This is a genomic window from Frischella japonica, from assembly GCF_014489845.1.
GTDB lineage: Bacteria > Pseudomonadota > Gammaproteobacteria > Enterobacterales > Orbaceae > Frischella > Frischella japonica.
In genome coordinates, this window is sequence record NZ_JABURY010000004.1 from 59,229 (window position 1) to 77,033 (window position 17,805).

Sequence of the window (17,805 nt, forward strand, 5' to 3'; positions counted from 1 at the left end):
ATTAAAAGATTACATACAACACTCCCTTTTACAAGGGAGCGTTTTTTTATTGCTTATTGAAATTCAGCGATTGAATTTAAATTGATTTTATAAGGAATAAATATTAAAGGTGAGATTATTATGCAACAGATTCCAATGACAGTTAAAGGCGCCGAACTGTTACGAGCAGAACTTGAAGAATTAAAGAATATTAAACGACCACAAATTACTGCCGCTATTGCTGAAGCAAGGGCTCATGGCGATTTGAAAGAAAATGCAGAATATCATGCCGCACGTGAACAGCAAGGATTTTGTGAAGGTCGAATTCAAGAAATAGAAGGGAAATTGTCACAAGCACAAATTATTGATATAACTAAAATGAAAAATACTGGTCGAGTGATTTTTGGTGCAACAGTAACGGTGTTAAATATTGATAATGATGAAGAGATAACTTATCGTATCGTTGGTGATGATGAAGCTGACTTTAAACAAAATTTAATTTCTGTAAATTCACCCATTGCACGAGGGTTGATTGGTAAAGAAGTGGATGATACCGTTTCGATTAAAACGCCTGGCGGTGATGTGGAATTTGATATCTTAAAGGTTGATTATATTTAACAAAAAATGCCGCATCAAGCGGCATTTTTTTAAAACATTAAATTAGGCTTTTGGTAAATTGATTTTTTGTTCTTTACTTGGTTTAAATAGTGTGAGAATTGAACCGATGAGTTGGATTTGTGTTGCACCACTTTCACGAATAATAGCTTCACAAATTAATTTTTTTGTTTCACGATCTTCTGCTGAAACTTTTACTTTAATTAATTCGTGGTAAGTAAGGGCATTTTCAATTTCAGCCATTACGCCTTCGGTTAATCCGTTTGCTCCAATCATCACGAGAGGCTTGAGATGATGGGCTTCACCTTTTAAATATTGCTTCTGTTTATTCGATAAATTCATTTAATTTACTATCATTAAGGGTTGTATTTTTGATATTCTACCCTTATATAATACAGAAATTCAATGGTTATTCACCAATGTGAATATAAATTAAGGATTTAGCGTGAGTAATAAAAAACGATCAGCCAGCTCAACACGTTGGTTAAATGAGCATTTTAAAGATCGATTTGTCCAACAGGCACAGAAAAAAGGATTACGTTCTCGAGCCTGGTTTAAATTAGAAGAGATTCAAAATACTGATAAATTATTTAAAACTGGTATGACCGTAGTAGATTTAGGCGCAGCCCCTGGTGGATGGTCTCAATATGTTGCTAAAGTGATTGGCAATAAAGGCAGAATTATTGCTTGTGATTTATTACCTATGGATCCTATCGTAGGTGTTGACTTTTTACAAGGTGATTTCCGAGATGAAGCTGTATTAACAACTTTATTGGAAAGAGTCGGTGAAGAAAAGGTTAATGTGGTAATGTCTGATATGGCGCCGAATATGAGTGGACAGCCAGCAGTGGATATCCCTCGAGCTATGTATTTAGTTGAATTAGCATTAGATATGTGTCGTGATGTCTTGGCACCGAATGGTAGTTTTATTGTTAAAGTTTTTCAAGGAGAGGGTTTCGAACAATATTTGAAATCAATTCGTGAAATGTTCAGAGTGGTTAAAATTCGTAAACCAGAGGCATCTCGTGCTAGATCGCGAGAAGTTTACATTGTTGCATCAGGTAGAAAGTAGCCAGTTGTTTTTTTTTGTAGTACTATTGTGCTTTATTTTAATACTAGCATAATCCATTATTTTTGAGGGGTTTTTCTTTTGAACGACATGGTAAAAAATCTGCTAATTTGGGGTGTTATTGCTGTTGTATTAATTGCTGTTTTTAATCAATTTAATTTAATGTCAGGCAATACTCAAAGAGTGGATTATACAACATTTAATACGGATATTATTAGCGGTAAACTTAAAGAAGTTCATATTGATGGTAAAGAAATAAAGGCCATCACTAAAAATAATAACAGTTACGTGACTTATATTCCTTATCAAGATCCTAAATTAATGGATGTATTGAATGTTAATCACGTACCAACATTTGGTACACCAGCTGAAAAAAGTAATATATTTATTACCATATTAATTTCATGGTTTCCAATTATCCTGTTAATAGGTTTCTGGCTCTTCATGATGCGGCAAATGCAAGGTGGAGGCAGAGGTGGGCCGTTGTCGGTTGGAAAAAGTAAAGCAAAAATGCTTACCCCTGATCAAATCAAAACGAAATTTACTGATGTTGCCGGCAGTGAAGAAGCTAAGCAGGAAGTAACAGAAGTCGTTGATTTTTTACGTGATCCAAGTAAATATCAGAAATTAGGTGGTCGTATACCTAAAGGTATTTTAATGGTTGGACCACCAGGGACAGGGAAGACATTATTAGCCAAAGCGATTGCAGGTGAAGCTAACGTTCCGTTTTTTAGTTTATCTGGTTCAGATTTTGTGGAAATGTTCGTTGGTGTTGGCGCTTCACGAGTGCGAGATCTTTTTGAGCAAGCCCGTAAACATGCTCCGTGTATCATTTTTATAGATGAAATTGATGCGGTAGGCCGAAAACGCGGTGGCGGTTCAATGGGTGGGCATGATGAACGTGAACAAACATTGAATCAAATGCTAGTTGAAATGGATGGGTTTGAAGCAAATAGCGGAATTATCGTCATTGCTGCAACTAACCGCGTGGATATTCTTGATCGTGCTCTATTGCGACCAGGACGTTTTGATCGTCAGGTACAAATTGGTTTACCAGATATGAAAGGTCGGGAGCAAATTTTAGCCGTACATGTTCGTAAAGTCCCTCTTGATAATAATGTTGATTTATCTATTTTAGCGCGTGGAACGCCCAACTATTCAGGTGCCGATCTTGCTAACCTAGTAAATGAAGCCGCATTATTTGCCGCTCGTCGTAACAAACGTCTAGTTAGTATGGATGATTTCGAAGATGCTAAAGATAAAATTAATATGGGAACGGAACGTCGTTCGTTATCAATGACGACAGAACAATTAACCAATACTGCGTATCATGAAGCTGGGCATGCGATTGTCGGTTATTTAGTACCAGAACATGATCCATTGCATAAAGTGACCATTATTCCACGAGGTCGAGCATTAGGAGTTGCATTCTTTTTACCTGAAGGCGATCAAATAAGTAAAAGTCGCACGCAATTTGAATCAGAAATTTCAACAGCTTATGCAGGTAGAATCGCCGAAGGATTGATTTATGGCGAAGATAAAATTACATCAGGTGCATCAAGTGATATTCAGTATGCTTCAAGAATTGCACGAGCTATGGTGACAGAATGGGGCTTCTCTGAACGTTTACCACCGGTATTATTTGAGTATGAAGAATCGTCTTATGGACCGTTGAAAAAGATTTCTGATAGTACAGCTAAAATCATCGATGAGGAAGTTGATGCGATTATTCAGCGTAACTATAACCGAGCAAAACAGATTTTAGCTGATAATATTGATATTCTTCATGCAATGAAAGATGCATTGTTAAAATATGAAACAATTGGTATTAAACAAATTGACGAATTAATGCATCGTAAACCTGTGACACCACCAGATGATTGGACAGAGAAAGATGAACAAACCGCCAGGAAAACACTGAATGAAACAAATAGTGAATTGGCTGATTCAACTCATTCCACATCAAAGGATGAGTCAAAAGACGAAGACTAATTAATTTGATAATAGAAAACGCGCTCAAGCGCGTTTTTTTATAATTTATTTAAAGTGATAATGTTATGGAAATTAAATTTAATCAGCATACGATGGATCTAACGTTTCCTCATGTAATGGGAATATTGAACATGACACCAGACTCTTTTTCTGATGGAGGTCATTATAATACTATTGATGCAGCAATGCGTCGGGTAGATCAAATGGTGCAAGCAGGTGCTACTTTTATTGACGTGGGTGGTGAATCTACCCGACCAGGTGCAGCTGAAGTTTCAGTTGATCAAGAGCTAGATCGAGTCATCCCCATTGTTGAGAGAATTGCAACATATTATGATGTTTGGATTTCTGTTGATACCTCAAAACCGCAGGTTATGACTGAATCTGCAAAGGTCGGTGCTCACTTAATCAATGATATTAGGGCGTTAACAATGCCGGGTGCATTGGAAGCAGCGCAACAATCGGGACTACCTGTATGTTTGATGCACATGCAAGGTGATCCACAAACAATGCAACAAGCACCCTATTATGAAAATGATATTTATGAAGATGTTAATCAATTTTTTACTCAGCATATACAACGTTGTATCGAAGCTGGCATTGAGCGACAAAAAATTATTCTCGACCCAGGTTTTGGTTTTGGAAAAACTTTGCAACATAATTATCGTTTATTAGCAAAGTTGGCAGATTTTCATCATTTTGGTTTGCCAATTTTAGTCGGTATGTCTCGTAAATCAATGATTGGACAAGTACTTAATGTTCCTCCTTTAGAAAGAACGATTGGCAGTATAACTTGTGCTGTTATTGCTGCTATGAATGGTGCACAAATACTTCGTGTCCATGATGTAAAAGAGACATTCGATGCGTTACGACTTGTTCAAGCAACACTAGCAGAGCAAGATTAATTCATTAATTTTTAGATTAAATTAATGAAAACAAGATTGCTAAAAAGACGTTGTTAATTTATTGTTATTAACTGTAATGAGTCGACTAAAGTATTATTTAACAAGGAGTGGTAGGAATGTCTGATAGAAAATATTTTGGTACGGATGGTATTCGTGGTAAAGTCGGAGAATATCCTATTACTCCCGATTTTGCTCTAAAATTAGGTTGGGCAGTAGGTCGTGTTTTAGCTAAAGATGGTGTAGGGAAAGTCTTAATTGGTAAAGATACCCGAATATCTGGTTATATGTTGGAATCTGCTTTAGAAGCAGGTTTTGCTTCCGCTGGTGTTGCTGCCGCTTTTACTGGACCGATGCCTACTCCGGCTATTGCTTATTTAACGCGTACTTTTCGTGCTGACGCAGGAGTTGTGATATCTGCATCTCATAATCCATTTTATGATAATGGTATTAAATTCTTTTCCACTGAAGGTAAAAAATTACCAGATGATATTGAAATATTAATCGAAGAAGAGCTCGAAAAAGCTCTGGTTTGTGTTGAGTCAGCAAATTTAGGACGAGCGAGTAGAATCACCGATGCTGCTGGGCGGTATATCGAATTTTGTAAAAGCTCATTTGATCATGAAATTAGTTTGGCCGGACTAAGAATTGTTGTCGATTGTGCTAATGGCGCGACTTATCATATTGCTCCCAATGTATTAAAAGAACTTGGTGCTGAAGTGATTAAGATTGGCTGTACTCCTGATGGTATGAATATTAACGAAAAATGTGGTGCAACGGATGTTAATGCTTTAATAGAAAAGGTTTTGGAAGAAAAAGCTGATGTAGGATTTGCACTTGATGGTGATGGAGATCGTATTATTATGGTTGATCATCAAGGTAATAAAATCGATGGTGATCAGATTATTTATATAATTGCACGTGAAGCACTCCGCAATGGTCAACTTAAAGGTGGCGTTGTTGGTACTCTAATGAGTAATATGGGACTGGAAATTGGTCTTAAAGAGCTAGGAATTCCTTTTGTGCGAGCTAAAGTTGGTGATCGCTATGTATTAGAAAAATTAGTCGAAAATAATTGGCGATTCGGTGCAGAAAATTCTGGACATGTTTTATTATTGGATAAAACGACTACTGGTGATGGTATAATTGCTGGCTTACAAGTTTTATCTGCTATGATTCGAAATAAAATGTCCTTGGCAGATTTAAGTTGTGGTATGAAGTTAATGCCACAAGTTCTAATGAATGTACGTATTACTATGGCTAACAATCCATTGAATCATCCACAAGTTGAAAATATTATTCAAGAAGTGGAAACCGCATTAGCTGATAAAGGGCGAGTATTGATACGTAAATCAGGGACAGAACCCTTAATTCGGGTTATGGTTGAAGGCCATGATAGTGATTTAGTGACCGATTATGCTCAACGCATTGTTGAAGTAATAAAAGCATGTCAATAAAATTTTATTTTTTTAAGAGTTATGGATTTTTCCGATTATAGTAAAACGAAATAATTTAACTTTTTGATTAAATTAAGTTTATTTAATAATATAAAATTATCTCTTTGCTTGTGATGGCGTTTTTAAATATCGTGAAGAACCATTCAGCAGCTACTAACGTTTGTTATTTTGAATAATATGAATGAAACAAAACCCAAAAAAATCGCTATTCTTGGATCAACAGGTTCTATCGGTTGTAGTACGCTATCGGTGATTCGTCATAATCCGACTTTATTTAAGGCTTATGTATTGGTTGGCGGTAAAAATGTATCAAAAATGTTGGAACAATGTGTTGAGTTTAAACCCAAATATGTAGCAATGGCTGATATCGCTGCAGCTAAAATACTACAACAATCTGTTAATGCCTTAAATCTTGATATTGAGATATTATCTGGTGAACGAGCCATTTGTGATTTAGTGCAAATACCTGAAGTTGATTATGTGATGGCGGCTATTGTTGGTGCAGCTGGGCTACGTTCAACTTTAGCCGCTATAGAAAAAGGTAAACGTATTTTATTAGCCAACAAAGAAGCATTGGTGACGTGCGGGCACTTATTTATGCGAGCAGTAAAACACTATCAAGCTCAATTATTACCGGTAGACAGTGAACACAACGCTATCTATCAATGTCTACCTGCTTCGATTCAACATCAATTGGGGTTTGCATCATTAGCTCAGTTTGGTATTAATAAAATTGTATTGACCGGTTCAGGTGGCCCTTTTCGTGACCGAGATATTGCTACGTTAAAACAGGTGACCCCTCAGCAAGCTACTGCTCATCCTAATTGGTCTATGGGACCAAAAATTTCGGTCGATTCCGCAACTATGATGAATAAAGGATTAGAATACATTGAAGCTCGTTGGTTGTTTAATGCTAGTCAACATGAAATGGAAATTATCATTCATCCACAATCAATTATCCATTCAATGGTGCGTTATTATGATGGTAGTGTGGTTGCTCAGTTAGGTAATCCAGATATGTGTACTCCTATTGCTTATGCGATGTCTTATCCAGAGCGGATTTATTCTGGCGTACCATCTTTAGATTTTATGAAATTATCACAACTTACTTTCAAAGAGCCTGATTTTAATCGTTATCCGTGCTTAAAATTAGCAATTGAAGCATCCCTATCAGGTCAAGCAGCGACCACTACTTTGAATGCTGCTAATGAAATTGCCGTAGCAGCATTTCTAGCGGAAAAAATTGGATTTGTAGATATTGCAGCAACAGTAGCGCAAGTACTTAATCAATTAACATTTACTGAACCTCAATCTATTGATGAAGTATTTATGATTGATGACTGGGCTCGTAAACTTTGCAGTGAAATTATTAAAAACAAATATTAACAACGATAATTGACCTTTCATCAAGGTTAATAGTATAAAAGATATCCGATAGATTGCAATTGGCCAACAATAAAATTTGTGTAAATGTAATCAACAAGAATTGGATTATACGTTACCATGCCAATTGTGGAGAATGCTGTACGGTTAATTGAACCACATCAGCCATCTCAATGATTACTACCTGTTGATCAATGAGTGATATTAATCCACGAGCGAGTATATCATTACTTAATGCATAACAATATGGTGTGATAGAAAGAATTTGCTTTAATATTACACTATTTTTTAATGCTAGAATGACGCCATCTTGCCAGAATAAAACGACATCATTGGGTAAAATCAAATTGGTGTTAACTGTTGTTTTTGCGATGGTATGTAGTGTCATAGTTTGGCTAAAAAGTTAAACATTTCCTAAATGGATACTATTCTTCTATAATAACAATTAAGAGTCCAATAGAGAATGTAAAATGTCACCAATAATACGATTAAATGAAGAACAAGATACCCTTAATTTAGGTAAACAACTTGCATTAGGCTGTTTGGATTATTTAAACCACCATAATGGACCAATTATTATTTATTTAGAAGGTACTTTAGGGGCAGGTAAAACGACATTGAGCCGAGGCTTTTTACAAACTCTTGGTCATAAAGGAAATGTGAAAAGCCCTACTTATACGCTTGTTGAGCCTTATGATTTTAATGATTTTTCAGTCTATCATTTTGATTTATATCGTTTGGTAGATCCAGAAGAATTAGAATTTATGGGGATAAGAGACTATTTTGCTAAACGATGTATATGTTTAGTTGAATGGCCAAGTCAAGCGATAGAGATTTTACCTGATGCTGATATTAAAATTCAACTAAGTTATGAAAATCTTGCTCGAAATGTGATTATTGATGCTTTATCTGATAAAGGTCAATCAATAATTGCTCATAAAATTGTGGATGATTAGAAAGTTAGATTAAACTATGAATAAAGTTATCAAAAAGCTATTATTGTTTTTTATCACATTAATGATGTGCTGTTCGGTTTATGCCAAAGTGGTTGTAGCAATTGACGCAGGGCATGGAGGAAAAGATTCGGGTGCAGTAGGGCAACAACAGCTTTATGAAAAAACGGTAACTCTTTCCATTGCCAAAAAACTCAAAGCATTAATTGATAAAGACCCGCAGATAAGCGCTATTTTGACCCGTAATAATGATTCATTTATTTCAGTGTTTCAACGGTCAGAAATTGCACGAAATCACAAAGCTGATTTATTGATTTCTATACATGCTGATGCCGCGCCGAATCGTCGTGCGAAAGGCGCTTCGATCTGGGTACTATCAACTAAACGTGCCGATACTGAATTGGGTCGCTGGTTAGAAAAGCATGAGAAACAGTCTGAGTTATTAGGTGGTGCTGGTGATGCTTTATCCGGCGATAAAAACCATCCTTTTTTAAGCCAGGCAATTCTTGATTTACAATTTTCAAATTCACAACTTGTCGGATATAGTTTGGCATGTGAAATTTTAAAAGAGATGAATAAAGTGGTAGCAATTCATAAACAAGAACCTGAACATGCAAGTTTAGGCGTTTTGCGATCACCTGATATTCCTTCTGTACTAGTTGAAGTGGGATTTATTTCTAATCTCAGTGAAGAGAAATTATTAAAAAGTTCAGCTCATCAGGACAAAATCGCTCAAGCAATTTATAAAGGTCTTAAAAACTATATCAAGAAAAATCCTATCAATAAGGAAAAGCATTAATGGCTATTCAAATTCTACCGGCAGAACTGGCAAACCAAATTGCTGCGGGGGAAGTTGTTGAACGCCCAGCTTCGATTATTAAAGAACTTATTGAAAATAGTATTGATGCTGGAGCAAATCAGATAGATATTGATATTGAGCAGGGTGGCTGTAAATTAATTCGAGTGAGAGATAATGGATCAGGCATAGCTAAAGAGGAATTAGCCTTAGCATTAGCAAGACATGCAACCAGTAAAATTAGTTGTCTTGATGATTTAGAAGCCATAATGAGTTTAGGTTTTAGAGGCGAAGCATTAGCCAGTATTAGTTCAGTTTCGCGACTTACATTAATTTCTAAACCAGAATCACAAACTGATGCTTGGCTAGTTTATGCTGAAGGTCGTGATATGTTACCTGTTATCAAACCGACGGCTCATCCAAAGGGTACAACTATTGAAGTTTTAGATATTTTTTATAATACGCCGGCCAGAAGACGATTTTTAAAAACAGAAAAAACCGAATTCTCTCATATTGACGAAGTTGTGCGTCGAATTGCTTTAGCGTATCCTAATGTTATTTTTAATCTCCAACATAATGGTAAATTCGTTAAGCAGTATCGTGTTACTCAATCGCCAGATCAGATCGAAAAACGCGTTGCTACGATATGCGGTACCACCTTTATGCAAAAGGCGATTAAATTATCTTGGCAACATGATGATCTTTGCATAAACGGTTGGATTGCTACGAATATAGGTCAAGAACCATTACAATATTTTTATGTTAATGGACGAGTTGTTAAAGACAGACTCCTTAATCATGCCTTAAAACAGGCTTTTCAAGAGACAAATAAGTCTTTATTAACATCAACTGATCACACATTAAGTTATATTATTTATTTGCAATTAGATCCTCATCAGGTCGATGTGAATGTCCATCCGGCTAAACATGAAGTGAGATTTCATGAAGCAAGATTAGTTCATGATTTTGTTTATCAGGCAATGGTCATGGCTTTAAAACAAGAAAAACAAAGAACATTAGAGCCAACAGCAAAGGTAGATTCATCATCTGAATCAGCAGAAGAGGTGAATGCCCATGTAAATTATAAATGTGATACTCGTAGCGCTGCTGGGCAAAGTATTTTTGATAAAACATCCCCACATAATGAATCGATAATCCTAAATAATCAGAATGTTGATTATAATCATTTAGTACAGCCAAAAAAATTTTCGCATATAAATGAAAATAAAATTTACGGGCAGTTAATTCAACAAACGCCAGCGACATATCGAAGTAGCAAAAAACCAGTCTCTCCAGAACAACAAGCTATTATTGAATCGCTGTTTCCAAAACATAGTGAACCATTGCGTTTACTAAAAAATGAAACTAATGTTGCGTTAGCAACTCAATTAGGACGAGTTTTAACCATTATCAATAATGAATTTGCTTTGTTGGAAAAAAACCATGAGCAACAACAAACGATTAGTCTATTATCCTTAAAAAAAGCTCAGCATCTACTCTTTAAAGTTTCTCTTTCAGCTAATAATACGGCGTTAGAGATTGAACAATTATTAATTCCGTTATCGATATTGTTAACTACAAAAGAACAACAGATTATCAAACAGTTTCAACCTAAATTAGAAAAATTTGGCTTTCAATTTCATTTTGAGAATGCAAAACTACAATTGATTTCGGTACCAAAATTAATGCGTAAAGCAAATTGGCAGCAGTTGTTACCAGATTTAATTTATTTTTTATCAGCCCAACTTGCTTTAATTAATCAAGAACAATCAATAATCGACTGGTTAATTGAACATCATTTTCAAAATGAAGAACAATGCCAAACAATTTGGAATATTCCTAAGGCCATTCAAATTTTAACTGAATTGGAACAATTAGATTATCAATTACATAATTTGTCTGAAATTATTCAGCCAGTTGATTTTTCTCCCACTATCATGCTATTCAATTAGTTTTTTTGTATTATGAATAAACCGCAAATTTTGACTCTGATGGGTCCGACTGCTTCTGGAAAAACCGCATTAGCTATGGCTCTTTGCGAGGATTTTCCTATTGATATTATTAGTGTAGATTCCGCTTTAATCTATCGGGGGATGGACATTGGCAGCGCCAAACCCACGCAAGAAGAATTAAAAAAGTATCCTCATAAACTGATTAATATAAAAGATCCTAGTGAAAGCTATTCTGCAGCAGAATTTCGTGAAGATGCTATTACGGAAATCAATAAATCACTAGCTAAAGGCAGAATACCGCTTTTAATCGGTGGCACAATGCTTTATTTTAAAGCTTTATTAGATGGTTTATCACCTTTACCACCTGCTGATGAGGTGATTAGAAAGCAAATAGAAGAAAAGGCCAACCACTATGGTTGGCAATCAATTCATCAAGAATTGGTTAAAGTTGATCCTATTTCTGCAGCACGAATTCATCCTAATGATCCACAACGCCTAAATCGAGCACTTGAAGTCTATTTAATAACCGGTAAGACATTGACTGAATTGACGGAAGACAAAGGTCAAAACTTGCCATTTAATGTTTTGCAATGTGCAATAGCGTGTGATGATCGAAAATTACTACACGAGCGAATCGAACGTCGTTTTTTAAAAATGCTGGAACAAGGTTTTGCCGAAGAAGTTAAATATTTGATGCTTCGTAAAGATTTACATCTTGATTTACCGTCAATGCGTTGTGTTGGTTATCGACAAATGTGGCAATATTTATCAGGTGATATCAATTATGACGAAATGGTTTATCAAGGAATATGTGCTACACGGCAATTGGCCAAAAGACAAATTACTTGGTTAAGAGGATGGAAACATCAGATTAATTGGTTGAATAGTGATGATTATCAAACCTTTAATAGGTTAATAAATGAACAATTTATATAAGTTTAAGTACTTATTAACGTAAACTTAGCCTAAATAATTTACACTAAATTAGCATTGTTTATCATTATTTTAACGGAAAATATTTATAAAATAATGTATTGTATTTTTATAGTTTAAATATTTAAAAAAAATATATTTATTTTTTAAAAATTTTATATGTCTATATCTAATTTGAATAAATTGTTGTTATTCGCAATATTATTTTTTTGATATAAATCAATATTTAATGAAAAACTAATAAATTATTTTATAATATTTATACGAAATAAGATAAATTTTAGTTTTTTCTGAGAAATTTTTAGATCAAGTGTTTAAGATTCTATTTTTTTATGATAATTTGGATCACACAAAAGCTCAGAAATAGCTAATTGAGTTTTTGAAACAATTTTAGTTTCTCATTAGTAACAAAAAAGGAAAATTACATGTCAAAAGGGCAATCTCTACAAGATCCTTATTTGAATTTATTGCGCCGTGAACACATTCCGGTTTCAATTTATTTAGTTAATGGTATTAAATTACAAGGACAAATCGAATCGTTTGATCAGTTTGTTATCTTGTTGAAAAATACGGTTAGTCAGATGGTATACAAACATGCTATATCCACTGTCGTACCATCACGACCGATTTCTAATTCACTTATACAGTCAAATGAAGCAAGTGAAAATTCAGATTAACTTGTTATCCTAATTCAGGTACACATAGTTGTTTGAACGATATAAAGGTGGTGAAAAAGCCCTACTTGTCCATGTGTTTTTTCCTCATGAAAATGATATCGAGGATTTAAAAGAGTTTGAGGTTCTTGTATCCTCAGCTCAAATCCAAATTCTCGATATCATCACCACGTCTCGCAAATCTCCGCAAATTAAATATTTTATTGGTGAAGGCAAAGCTCTAGAAATTGCTGATTTAGTTAGGCAATACGAGGCATCAGTTATTTTAATTAATCATTCTTTGACACCAACACAAGCAAGAAATTTAGAAAATTTATGTGAATGTCGTGTTGTCGATAGAACGGGTTTAATATTAGATATCTTTGCGCAAAGAGCGCGAACTCATGAAGGCAAACTACAAGTTGAGCTAGCTCAATTACAATATATTTCTACTCGTTTGGTAAGAGGGTGGACACATCTTGAACGACAAAAAGGGGGAATTGGTCTTAGAGGACCTGGAGAAACACAATTAGAAACGGATAGACGCTTAATTAAACATCGCATTCACCTGATTCTGAGTCGCCTTGCAAAAGTCGAAAAACAACGTTCTCAAAATCGTCAAGCTAGGGTTAAAGCCGATCTCTCAACTTTATCTCTTGTTGGTTATACTAATGCAGGTAAATCAACACTATTTAATGCATTAACTGATTCGGATGTTTTTACTGCCGATCAACTTTTTGCGACCTTAGATCCAACACTTAGGCGTATTAAGGTTAAAGATGTAGGTGATGTGGTATTAGCCGATACAGTTGGGTTTATCCGTCATTTACCTCATGACTTAGTTGCTGCTTTTAAAGCAACCTTACTTGAAACTAAAGAGTCTGATTTGTTGTTACATGTTATTGATGCTGCTGATGATAACCTTATCGATAATATTCATGCAGTTGATGATGTGTTAGCCGAAATCAATGCCCATGAAATCCCCACTTTGCTGATAATGAACAAAATTGATTTATTGGATGGAAAAGAAGCATCAATAGATCGCGATAGAAATGGGGTACCATTTCGTGTTTGGCTTTCTGCACAAAATAAGGTAGGATTAGATCTATTATTAATTGCATTAAAAGAGCGATTAGGTAAGCAGATATACACTTGCCAAATTAATTTACCGGTTTATCTAAGTCGGTTACGTAGTCGTTTTTATGAATTAAATGCTATAGTGCATGAGAAAGTTAATAAAGATGGGAGTTTTTGTTTAAATATTAGAATACCATTAATTGAATGGAACCGACTATGTAAACAACAACCTGATTTATTATACTTAATTAATAATCAACCCAAAAATAGACAATAGTTAGACGGAGCAAATAATATATGGCGTGGAATCAGCCCGGCAATAACGGACAAGATAATGATCCATGGGGTAATAATAACAATCGAAAAAAAACAAATAACATCGTTGATGATTTTCTAGATAAACTGAATAAACTACTAAAAAAAGGGATGTCAAACAATGGTCATTCTGGAGATGTCAAGGCTCCATTTAATCTCTCAATGTTATTTGGTACGATATTAATTGTGATTATAGCACTTTGGTTTATTAGTGGTTTTTATACAGTAAATCAGAGTCAACGAGGTGTAATTACTCGTTTTGGTAAAGTTCAGCCTGAGATAATACAGCCTGGTCTAAATTGGAAACCGTCTTTAATTGATAAATATTATTTGGTTGATACGCAAGGTACTCGAAATTTTAACGTGCATGGTTTTATGATTACCGCTGGTGAAAACTTAGTATTCGTAGAAATGAATGTCCAATATCGAATTGTCAATCCAATTAAATATCTATTCAATGTAAAATCGGTAGAAGATAGTCTTCGACAAGCTGCTGATAGCGCATTACGCACGGAAGTAAGTAGTTTTAATATGGACGCTATTTTAACTGATGGACGTGCAGAAATAGAATTTCGAACTAAACAACAATTAGTTGATACAATATCAAACTATGATATGGGAATTACAATAGTTGATTTGAATTTCCAATCAGCTCGACCACCTGAAGAAGTACAAGAATCCTATAATGATGCTAATCGCGCGCGAGAAGATCTCGAAAGAGAAATCAAAAAAGCAGAGGCAGACAAAGTACAAACAGTTCAAGAAGCAGAAGGACGAGCAGCCAAGATTCTTGCCGACGCTAATGCGTATCGTGTTAAGGTGGAATTGGAAGCTGAAGGAGATGTAGCGCGTTTTAACAAGCTATTACCAGAATATAAAAACGCACCAGAAATCACTAAAGCTCGGTTATATTTAGAAACAATGGAGCGAGTATTAGGTAATACCAATAAAGTATTGGTGAACGATAAAAGTGGTAATTTATTCGTTTTACCGTTAGAACAAATGTTAAAGGCCCGAAATAATAATAGTGAAATGAAAAACGATCAATATAATTCAAATAGTGCTATTGATAATCATATTAATGCCAGTTCCCCGTTAAATTCAACGATGACACAGTCTACCCAAAATTCGTCATCCACTGATAACACGAATAACATTCGTAGTGTTAGTACAGCTACCCGAACAGGACGATAAGGAGAAATAAGATAATGCGCAAAATTATAATTCCTATCGTTATCATTTTAATTGGTATACTATTTTCATCTGTTTATGTTGTTGAAGAAGGTACTCGTGGTATCGTACTTCGCTTTAACAAAATTATTGCCTTATCAGAACCTGGATTACATTTTAAATTACCTGGTGTTGATAATGTCCGGATTGTTGATGCCAAAATTCAGACTACTGGTAGTTCCAATAATGGTGTCGAACAAAAGTTTATAAACAGAGAAAAAAATTACCTTATAGTTGATTACTTTGTGCAGTGGAAAATTACTAATTTCAATCGCTATTATGAAACTATTGCCGGTGGTAACAGTATCGAAGATTTATTAATGGCTAGACTCAATGGGCGTTTAAGAGCAGAAATTGGTAAACTAGATATTAATGATATTATTAACGATTCAAATGCTGAAACTAAATCGCGTAATTCATTAATGTTAAGAGTGAAAGATGCTTTAAATGGGAAACAGCAAAAAAATAAGGATATTGAAGGTGTTTCAAGTGATTATCAAGTGAATCAATCGCAAATTGATGCCGAAAATATCACGAGTATGAGAGCATTTGGTATTGAAGTTATTGATGTTCGCATCAAACAAATAGATTTTCCTGCTGCAGTATCTAAATCTATTTATGATAGAATGAGCGAAGAACGAAAAGTTTTTGCGCGGGATAAGCGATTCCAAGGTTATAAAAAAGCAGAAGAAATTCGAGCACAATCTAAATTAACAGCCACAAAAATTCTATCTGAGGCTGAAAAACAGGCGCGAACAATACGTGGTGAAGGTGATGCCAATGCTGCAAGAATTTATGCTGAAGCGTTTAGTAAAGATTTGGAATTTTATAACTTTATTCGTAGTTTAAAAGCTTATGAGGAAAGTTTCAAAGGAAATGATATTATGGTTATTAGCCCAGATAGTGAGTTTTTTAACTATATGAAATTGGATACAAATATCAAATCTGATAGAAAATAATTGTTGCTAAAATCTTTTTAGCAGTAGGATATTAATTTTAATAAAAATGAGTATGTAAACATGAGTGATAATGTTGTTGTATTGGGAACACAATGGGGTGACGAAGGTAAAGGCAAAGTTGTTGATTTATTGACTGAAAAAGCAAAATATGTCGTTCGCTATCAAGGTGGGCATAATGCAGGTCATACGTTGGTTATCAATGGAGAAAAAACTGTTTTACATCTCATTCCATCTGGGATTTTACGATCAAATGTGATTAGTATTATTGCTAATGGTGTGGTGCTATCTCCAGAAGCACTTATGAAAGAAATGCAAGAGCTTGAAAGTAAAGGTATACCAGTTAAAGAAAGATTGTTGATTTCTGAAGCTTGTCCGTTAATCTTACCTTATCATGTTGCTTTGGACCATGCGAGAGAAAAAGCGAGAGGAGCAAAAGCAATTGGAACTACTGGACGTGGTATTGGTCCAGCTTATGAAGATAAAGTTGCTCGTCGAGGGCTGCGCGTGGGTGATTTAAACGATCGTCAACTCTTTGCTGAAAAATTGAAAGAAATTATGGAGTATCATAATTTTCAATTAGTTAACTATTATAAGACAGATGCTGTAAGTTACGAAAAAGTGCTTAATGATATATTAGCTGTAGCAGATATCTTGTTAGCAATGGTCGCTGATGTCCCAACATTGTTAGAATTAGCACGCAAAAATGGCGAAAAAATCATGTTTGAAGGTGCACAAGGAACTTTACTTGATATTGACCACGGTACTTATCCTTATGTGACATCTTCAAATACTACTGCCGGTGGCGTTGCTACTGGATCTGGTTTTGGACCTCGATATGTTGGCTATGTTTTAGGAATTGTAAAAGCTTATAGTACCCGTGTTGGTGCAGGTCCATTTCCTACTGAATTATTTGATGATGTTGGCGAATATCTATGTAAGCAGGGAAATGAATTTGGTGCGACAACAGGGCGTCGACGTCGTACTGGTTGGTTAGATATTGTAGCGATTCGTAAAGCAATTCAACTAAATTCTGTTTCAGGCTTTTGTTTAACTAAACTTGATGTACTTGATGGGTTGAAAGAAGTCAAAATCTGTGTCGGTTATAAACTACCTAACGGTGATATCATTCAAGTTGCACCATCATCAGCGGAAGAAATGGGTATTGTAACGCCTGTTTACGAAACACTTCCTGGCTGGTGCGAATCGACATTTGGCATAAAATCTTTTGGTGATTTGCCACAAGCGGCTAAAAATTACATCAAACGTATCGAGGAATTAACAGAAACACCAATTGATATTATTTCTACTGGACCAGATCGTTTAGAAACAATGATTTTACGTGATCCATTTGAAGTATAAAAAACGACAATAAATAAAAAAATGGCATTTTTATAAGATGCCTTTTTATTTTAAATTAGCAAAAAAGACTCAATGTGATTGCATTTTAATCATAAATGACTAGTATTGCACAAACAATAATCAACTGATAAAAAAAGATCGAAATAGCAGTTGAAGAAAGCGAAAAGATCGTTATAATGCGCAT

The 17,805-nt window shown here is 34.9% G+C and carries 16 protein-coding genes and 1 pseudogene; 15 read left to right on the forward strand and 2 right to left on the reverse strand.

The annotated features are described in order from the left end of the window. The first annotated feature begins 120 nt into the window (after positions 1-120). Positions 121-597 carry a transcription elongation factor GreA gene (gene greA / locus FcAc13_RS01040; RefSeq protein WP_187754345.1) on the forward strand — a complete coding sequence of 159 codons (477 nt, stop codon included), beginning with the start codon at positions 121-123 and terminating at the stop codon, positions 595-597. Positions 598-639: 42 nt separating this feature from the next. Here the strand turns inward: greA and yhbY are convergent, their stop codons facing one another. Continuing rightward, positions 640-936 (reverse strand): ribosome assembly RNA-binding protein YhbY, encoded by a 297-nt coding sequence (gene yhbY, locus FcAc13_RS01045; protein ID WP_187754346.1) that lies wholly within the window; start codon positions 934-936, stop codon positions 640-642. Between the two features lie 103 nt (positions 937-1,039). Here yhbY and rlmE point away from each other — a divergent pair, with 103 nt between their 5' ends. From rlmE to ispC, 5 genes are all read left to right on the forward strand, one after another. Continuing rightward, positions 1,040-1,666, forward strand: a complete 627-nt coding sequence (rlmE, locus tag FcAc13_RS01050) for a 23S rRNA (uridine(2552)-2'-O)-methyltransferase RlmE (RefSeq protein ID WP_187754347.1) — start codon at positions 1,040-1,042, stop codon at positions 1,664-1,666. A gap of 78 nt (positions 1,667-1,744) precedes the next feature. Further along, entirely contained in the window at positions 1,745-3,655 is a 1,911-nt protein-coding gene (gene ftsH / locus FcAc13_RS01055) for an ATP-dependent zinc metalloprotease FtsH (protein WP_223064495.1), read from the forward strand. A 65-nt stretch (positions 3,656-3,720) separates the two neighbouring features. After that, complete coding sequence (gene folP / locus FcAc13_RS01060) at positions 3,721-4,557, forward strand: dihydropteroate synthase (protein ID WP_187754348.1); 837 nt, start codon at positions 3,721-3,723, stop codon at positions 4,555-4,557. A gap of 116 nt (positions 4,558-4,673) precedes the next feature. Continuing rightward, positions 4,674-6,011 (forward strand): phosphoglucosamine mutase, encoded by a 1,338-nt coding sequence (gene glmM, locus FcAc13_RS01065; RefSeq protein WP_187754349.1) that lies wholly within the window; start codon positions 4,674-4,676, stop codon positions 6,009-6,011. Between the two features lie 177 nt (positions 6,012-6,188). Continuing rightward, on the forward strand, positions 6,189-7,397 hold the full coding sequence (gene ispC, locus FcAc13_RS01070; RefSeq protein WP_187754350.1) for a 1-deoxy-D-xylulose-5-phosphate reductoisomerase: 1,209 nt from the start codon (positions 6,189-6,191) through the stop codon (positions 7,395-7,397). Positions 7,398-7,509: 112 nt separating this feature from the next. Here the strand turns inward: ispC and tusB are convergent, their stop codons facing one another. Continuing rightward, positions 7,510-7,782 carry a sulfurtransferase complex subunit TusB gene (tusB, locus tag FcAc13_RS01075; protein ID WP_187754351.1) on the reverse strand — a complete coding sequence of 91 codons (273 nt, stop codon included), beginning with the start codon at positions 7,780-7,782 and terminating at the stop codon, positions 7,510-7,512. Positions 7,783-7,864: 82 nt separating this feature from the next. Here tusB and tsaE point away from each other — a divergent pair, with 82 nt between their 5' ends. From tsaE to FcAc13_RS01120, 9 genes and pseudogenes are all read left to right on the forward strand, one after another. After that, positions 7,865-8,350 (forward strand): tRNA (adenosine(37)-N6)-threonylcarbamoyltransferase complex ATPase subunit type 1 TsaE, encoded by a 486-nt coding sequence (gene tsaE, locus FcAc13_RS01080; RefSeq protein WP_187754352.1) that lies wholly within the window; start codon positions 7,865-7,867, stop codon positions 8,348-8,350. Between the two features lie 82 nt (positions 8,351-8,432). Next, positions 8,433-9,137, forward strand: a pseudogene (locus tag FcAc13_RS01085) (N-acetylmuramoyl-L-alanine amidase); the annotation flags it as partial. An 8-nt stretch (positions 9,138-9,145) separates the two neighbouring features. After that, positions 9,146-11,095: a DNA mismatch repair endonuclease MutL gene (mutL, locus tag FcAc13_RS01090; protein WP_187754354.1), complete on the forward strand. Its 1,950-nt coding sequence runs from the start codon at positions 9,146-9,148 to the stop codon at positions 11,093-11,095. Between the two features lie 12 nt (positions 11,096-11,107). Continuing rightward, a complete protein-coding gene (miaA, locus tag FcAc13_RS01095) occupies positions 11,108-12,031 on the forward strand; it encodes a tRNA (adenosine(37)-N6)-dimethylallyltransferase MiaA (protein ID WP_187754355.1) in 924 nt (307 codons plus the stop codon). Between the two features lie 422 nt (positions 12,032-12,453). Beyond that, positions 12,454-12,705 (forward strand): RNA chaperone Hfq, encoded by a 252-nt coding sequence (gene hfq / locus FcAc13_RS01100; protein ID WP_187754356.1) that lies wholly within the window; start codon positions 12,454-12,456, stop codon positions 12,703-12,705. 28 nt (positions 12,706-12,733) lie between these two features. Next, the gene (gene hflX, locus FcAc13_RS01105; protein WP_187754357.1) at positions 12,734-14,035 is read left to right on the forward strand and encodes a ribosome rescue GTPase HflX; all 1,302 of its coding nucleotides are present in this window, start codon (positions 12,734-12,736) and stop codon (positions 14,033-14,035) included. A 20-nt stretch (positions 14,036-14,055) separates the two neighbouring features. Beyond that, positions 14,056-15,267 carry an FtsH protease activity modulator HflK gene (gene hflK / locus FcAc13_RS01110; RefSeq protein WP_187754358.1) on the forward strand — a complete coding sequence of 404 codons (1,212 nt, stop codon included), beginning with the start codon at positions 14,056-14,058 and terminating at the stop codon, positions 15,265-15,267. Positions 15,268-15,281: 14 nt separating this feature from the next. Next, a complete protein-coding gene (gene hflC / locus FcAc13_RS01115; RefSeq protein WP_187754359.1) occupies positions 15,282-16,262 on the forward strand; it encodes a protease modulator HflC in 981 nt (326 codons plus the stop codon). Between the two features lie 60 nt (positions 16,263-16,322). Beyond that, the gene (locus tag FcAc13_RS01120; RefSeq protein ID WP_187754360.1) at positions 16,323-17,621 is read left to right on the forward strand and encodes an adenylosuccinate synthase; all 1,299 of its coding nucleotides are present in this window, start codon (positions 16,323-16,325) and stop codon (positions 17,619-17,621) included. Positions 17,622-17,805 lie beyond the last annotated feature (184 nt).

Coding starts and splice junctions, on each gene's coding strand:
- greA (WP_187754345.1), top strand. CDS start 121: ATGCAACAGATTCCAATGACAGTTAAAGGCGCCGAACTGTTACGAGCA.
- yhbY (WP_187754346.1), bottom strand. CDS start 936: ATGAATTTATCGAATAAACAGAAGCAATATTTAAAAGGTGAAGCCCAT.
- folP (WP_187754348.1), top strand. CDS start 3,721: ATGGAAATTAAATTTAATCAGCATACGATGGATCTAACGTTTCCTCAT.
- glmM (WP_187754349.1), top strand. CDS start 4,674: ATGTCTGATAGAAAATATTTTGGTACGGATGGTATTCGTGGTAAAGTC.
- ispC (WP_187754350.1), top strand. CDS start 6,189: ATGAATGAAACAAAACCCAAAAAAATCGCTATTCTTGGATCAACAGGT.
- tusB (WP_187754351.1), bottom strand. CDS start 7,782: ATGACACTACATACCATCGCAAAAACAACAGTTAACACCAATTTGATT.
- tsaE (WP_187754352.1), top strand. CDS start 7,865: ATGTCACCAATAATACGATTAAATGAAGAACAAGATACCCTTAATTTA.
- mutL (WP_187754354.1), top strand. CDS start 9,146: ATGGCTATTCAAATTCTACCGGCAGAACTGGCAAACCAAATTGCTGCG.
- miaA (WP_187754355.1), top strand. CDS start 11,108: ATGAATAAACCGCAAATTTTGACTCTGATGGGTCCGACTGCTTCTGGA.
- hfq (WP_187754356.1), top strand. CDS start 12,454: ATGTCAAAAGGGCAATCTCTACAAGATCCTTATTTGAATTTATTGCGC.
- hflK (WP_187754358.1), top strand. CDS start 14,056: ATGGCGTGGAATCAGCCCGGCAATAACGGACAAGATAATGATCCATGG.
- hflC (WP_187754359.1), top strand. CDS start 15,282: ATGCGCAAAATTATAATTCCTATCGTTATCATTTTAATTGGTATACTA.
- FcAc13_RS01120 (WP_187754360.1), top strand. CDS start 16,323: ATGAGTGATAATGTTGTTGTATTGGGAACACAATGGGGTGACGAAGGT.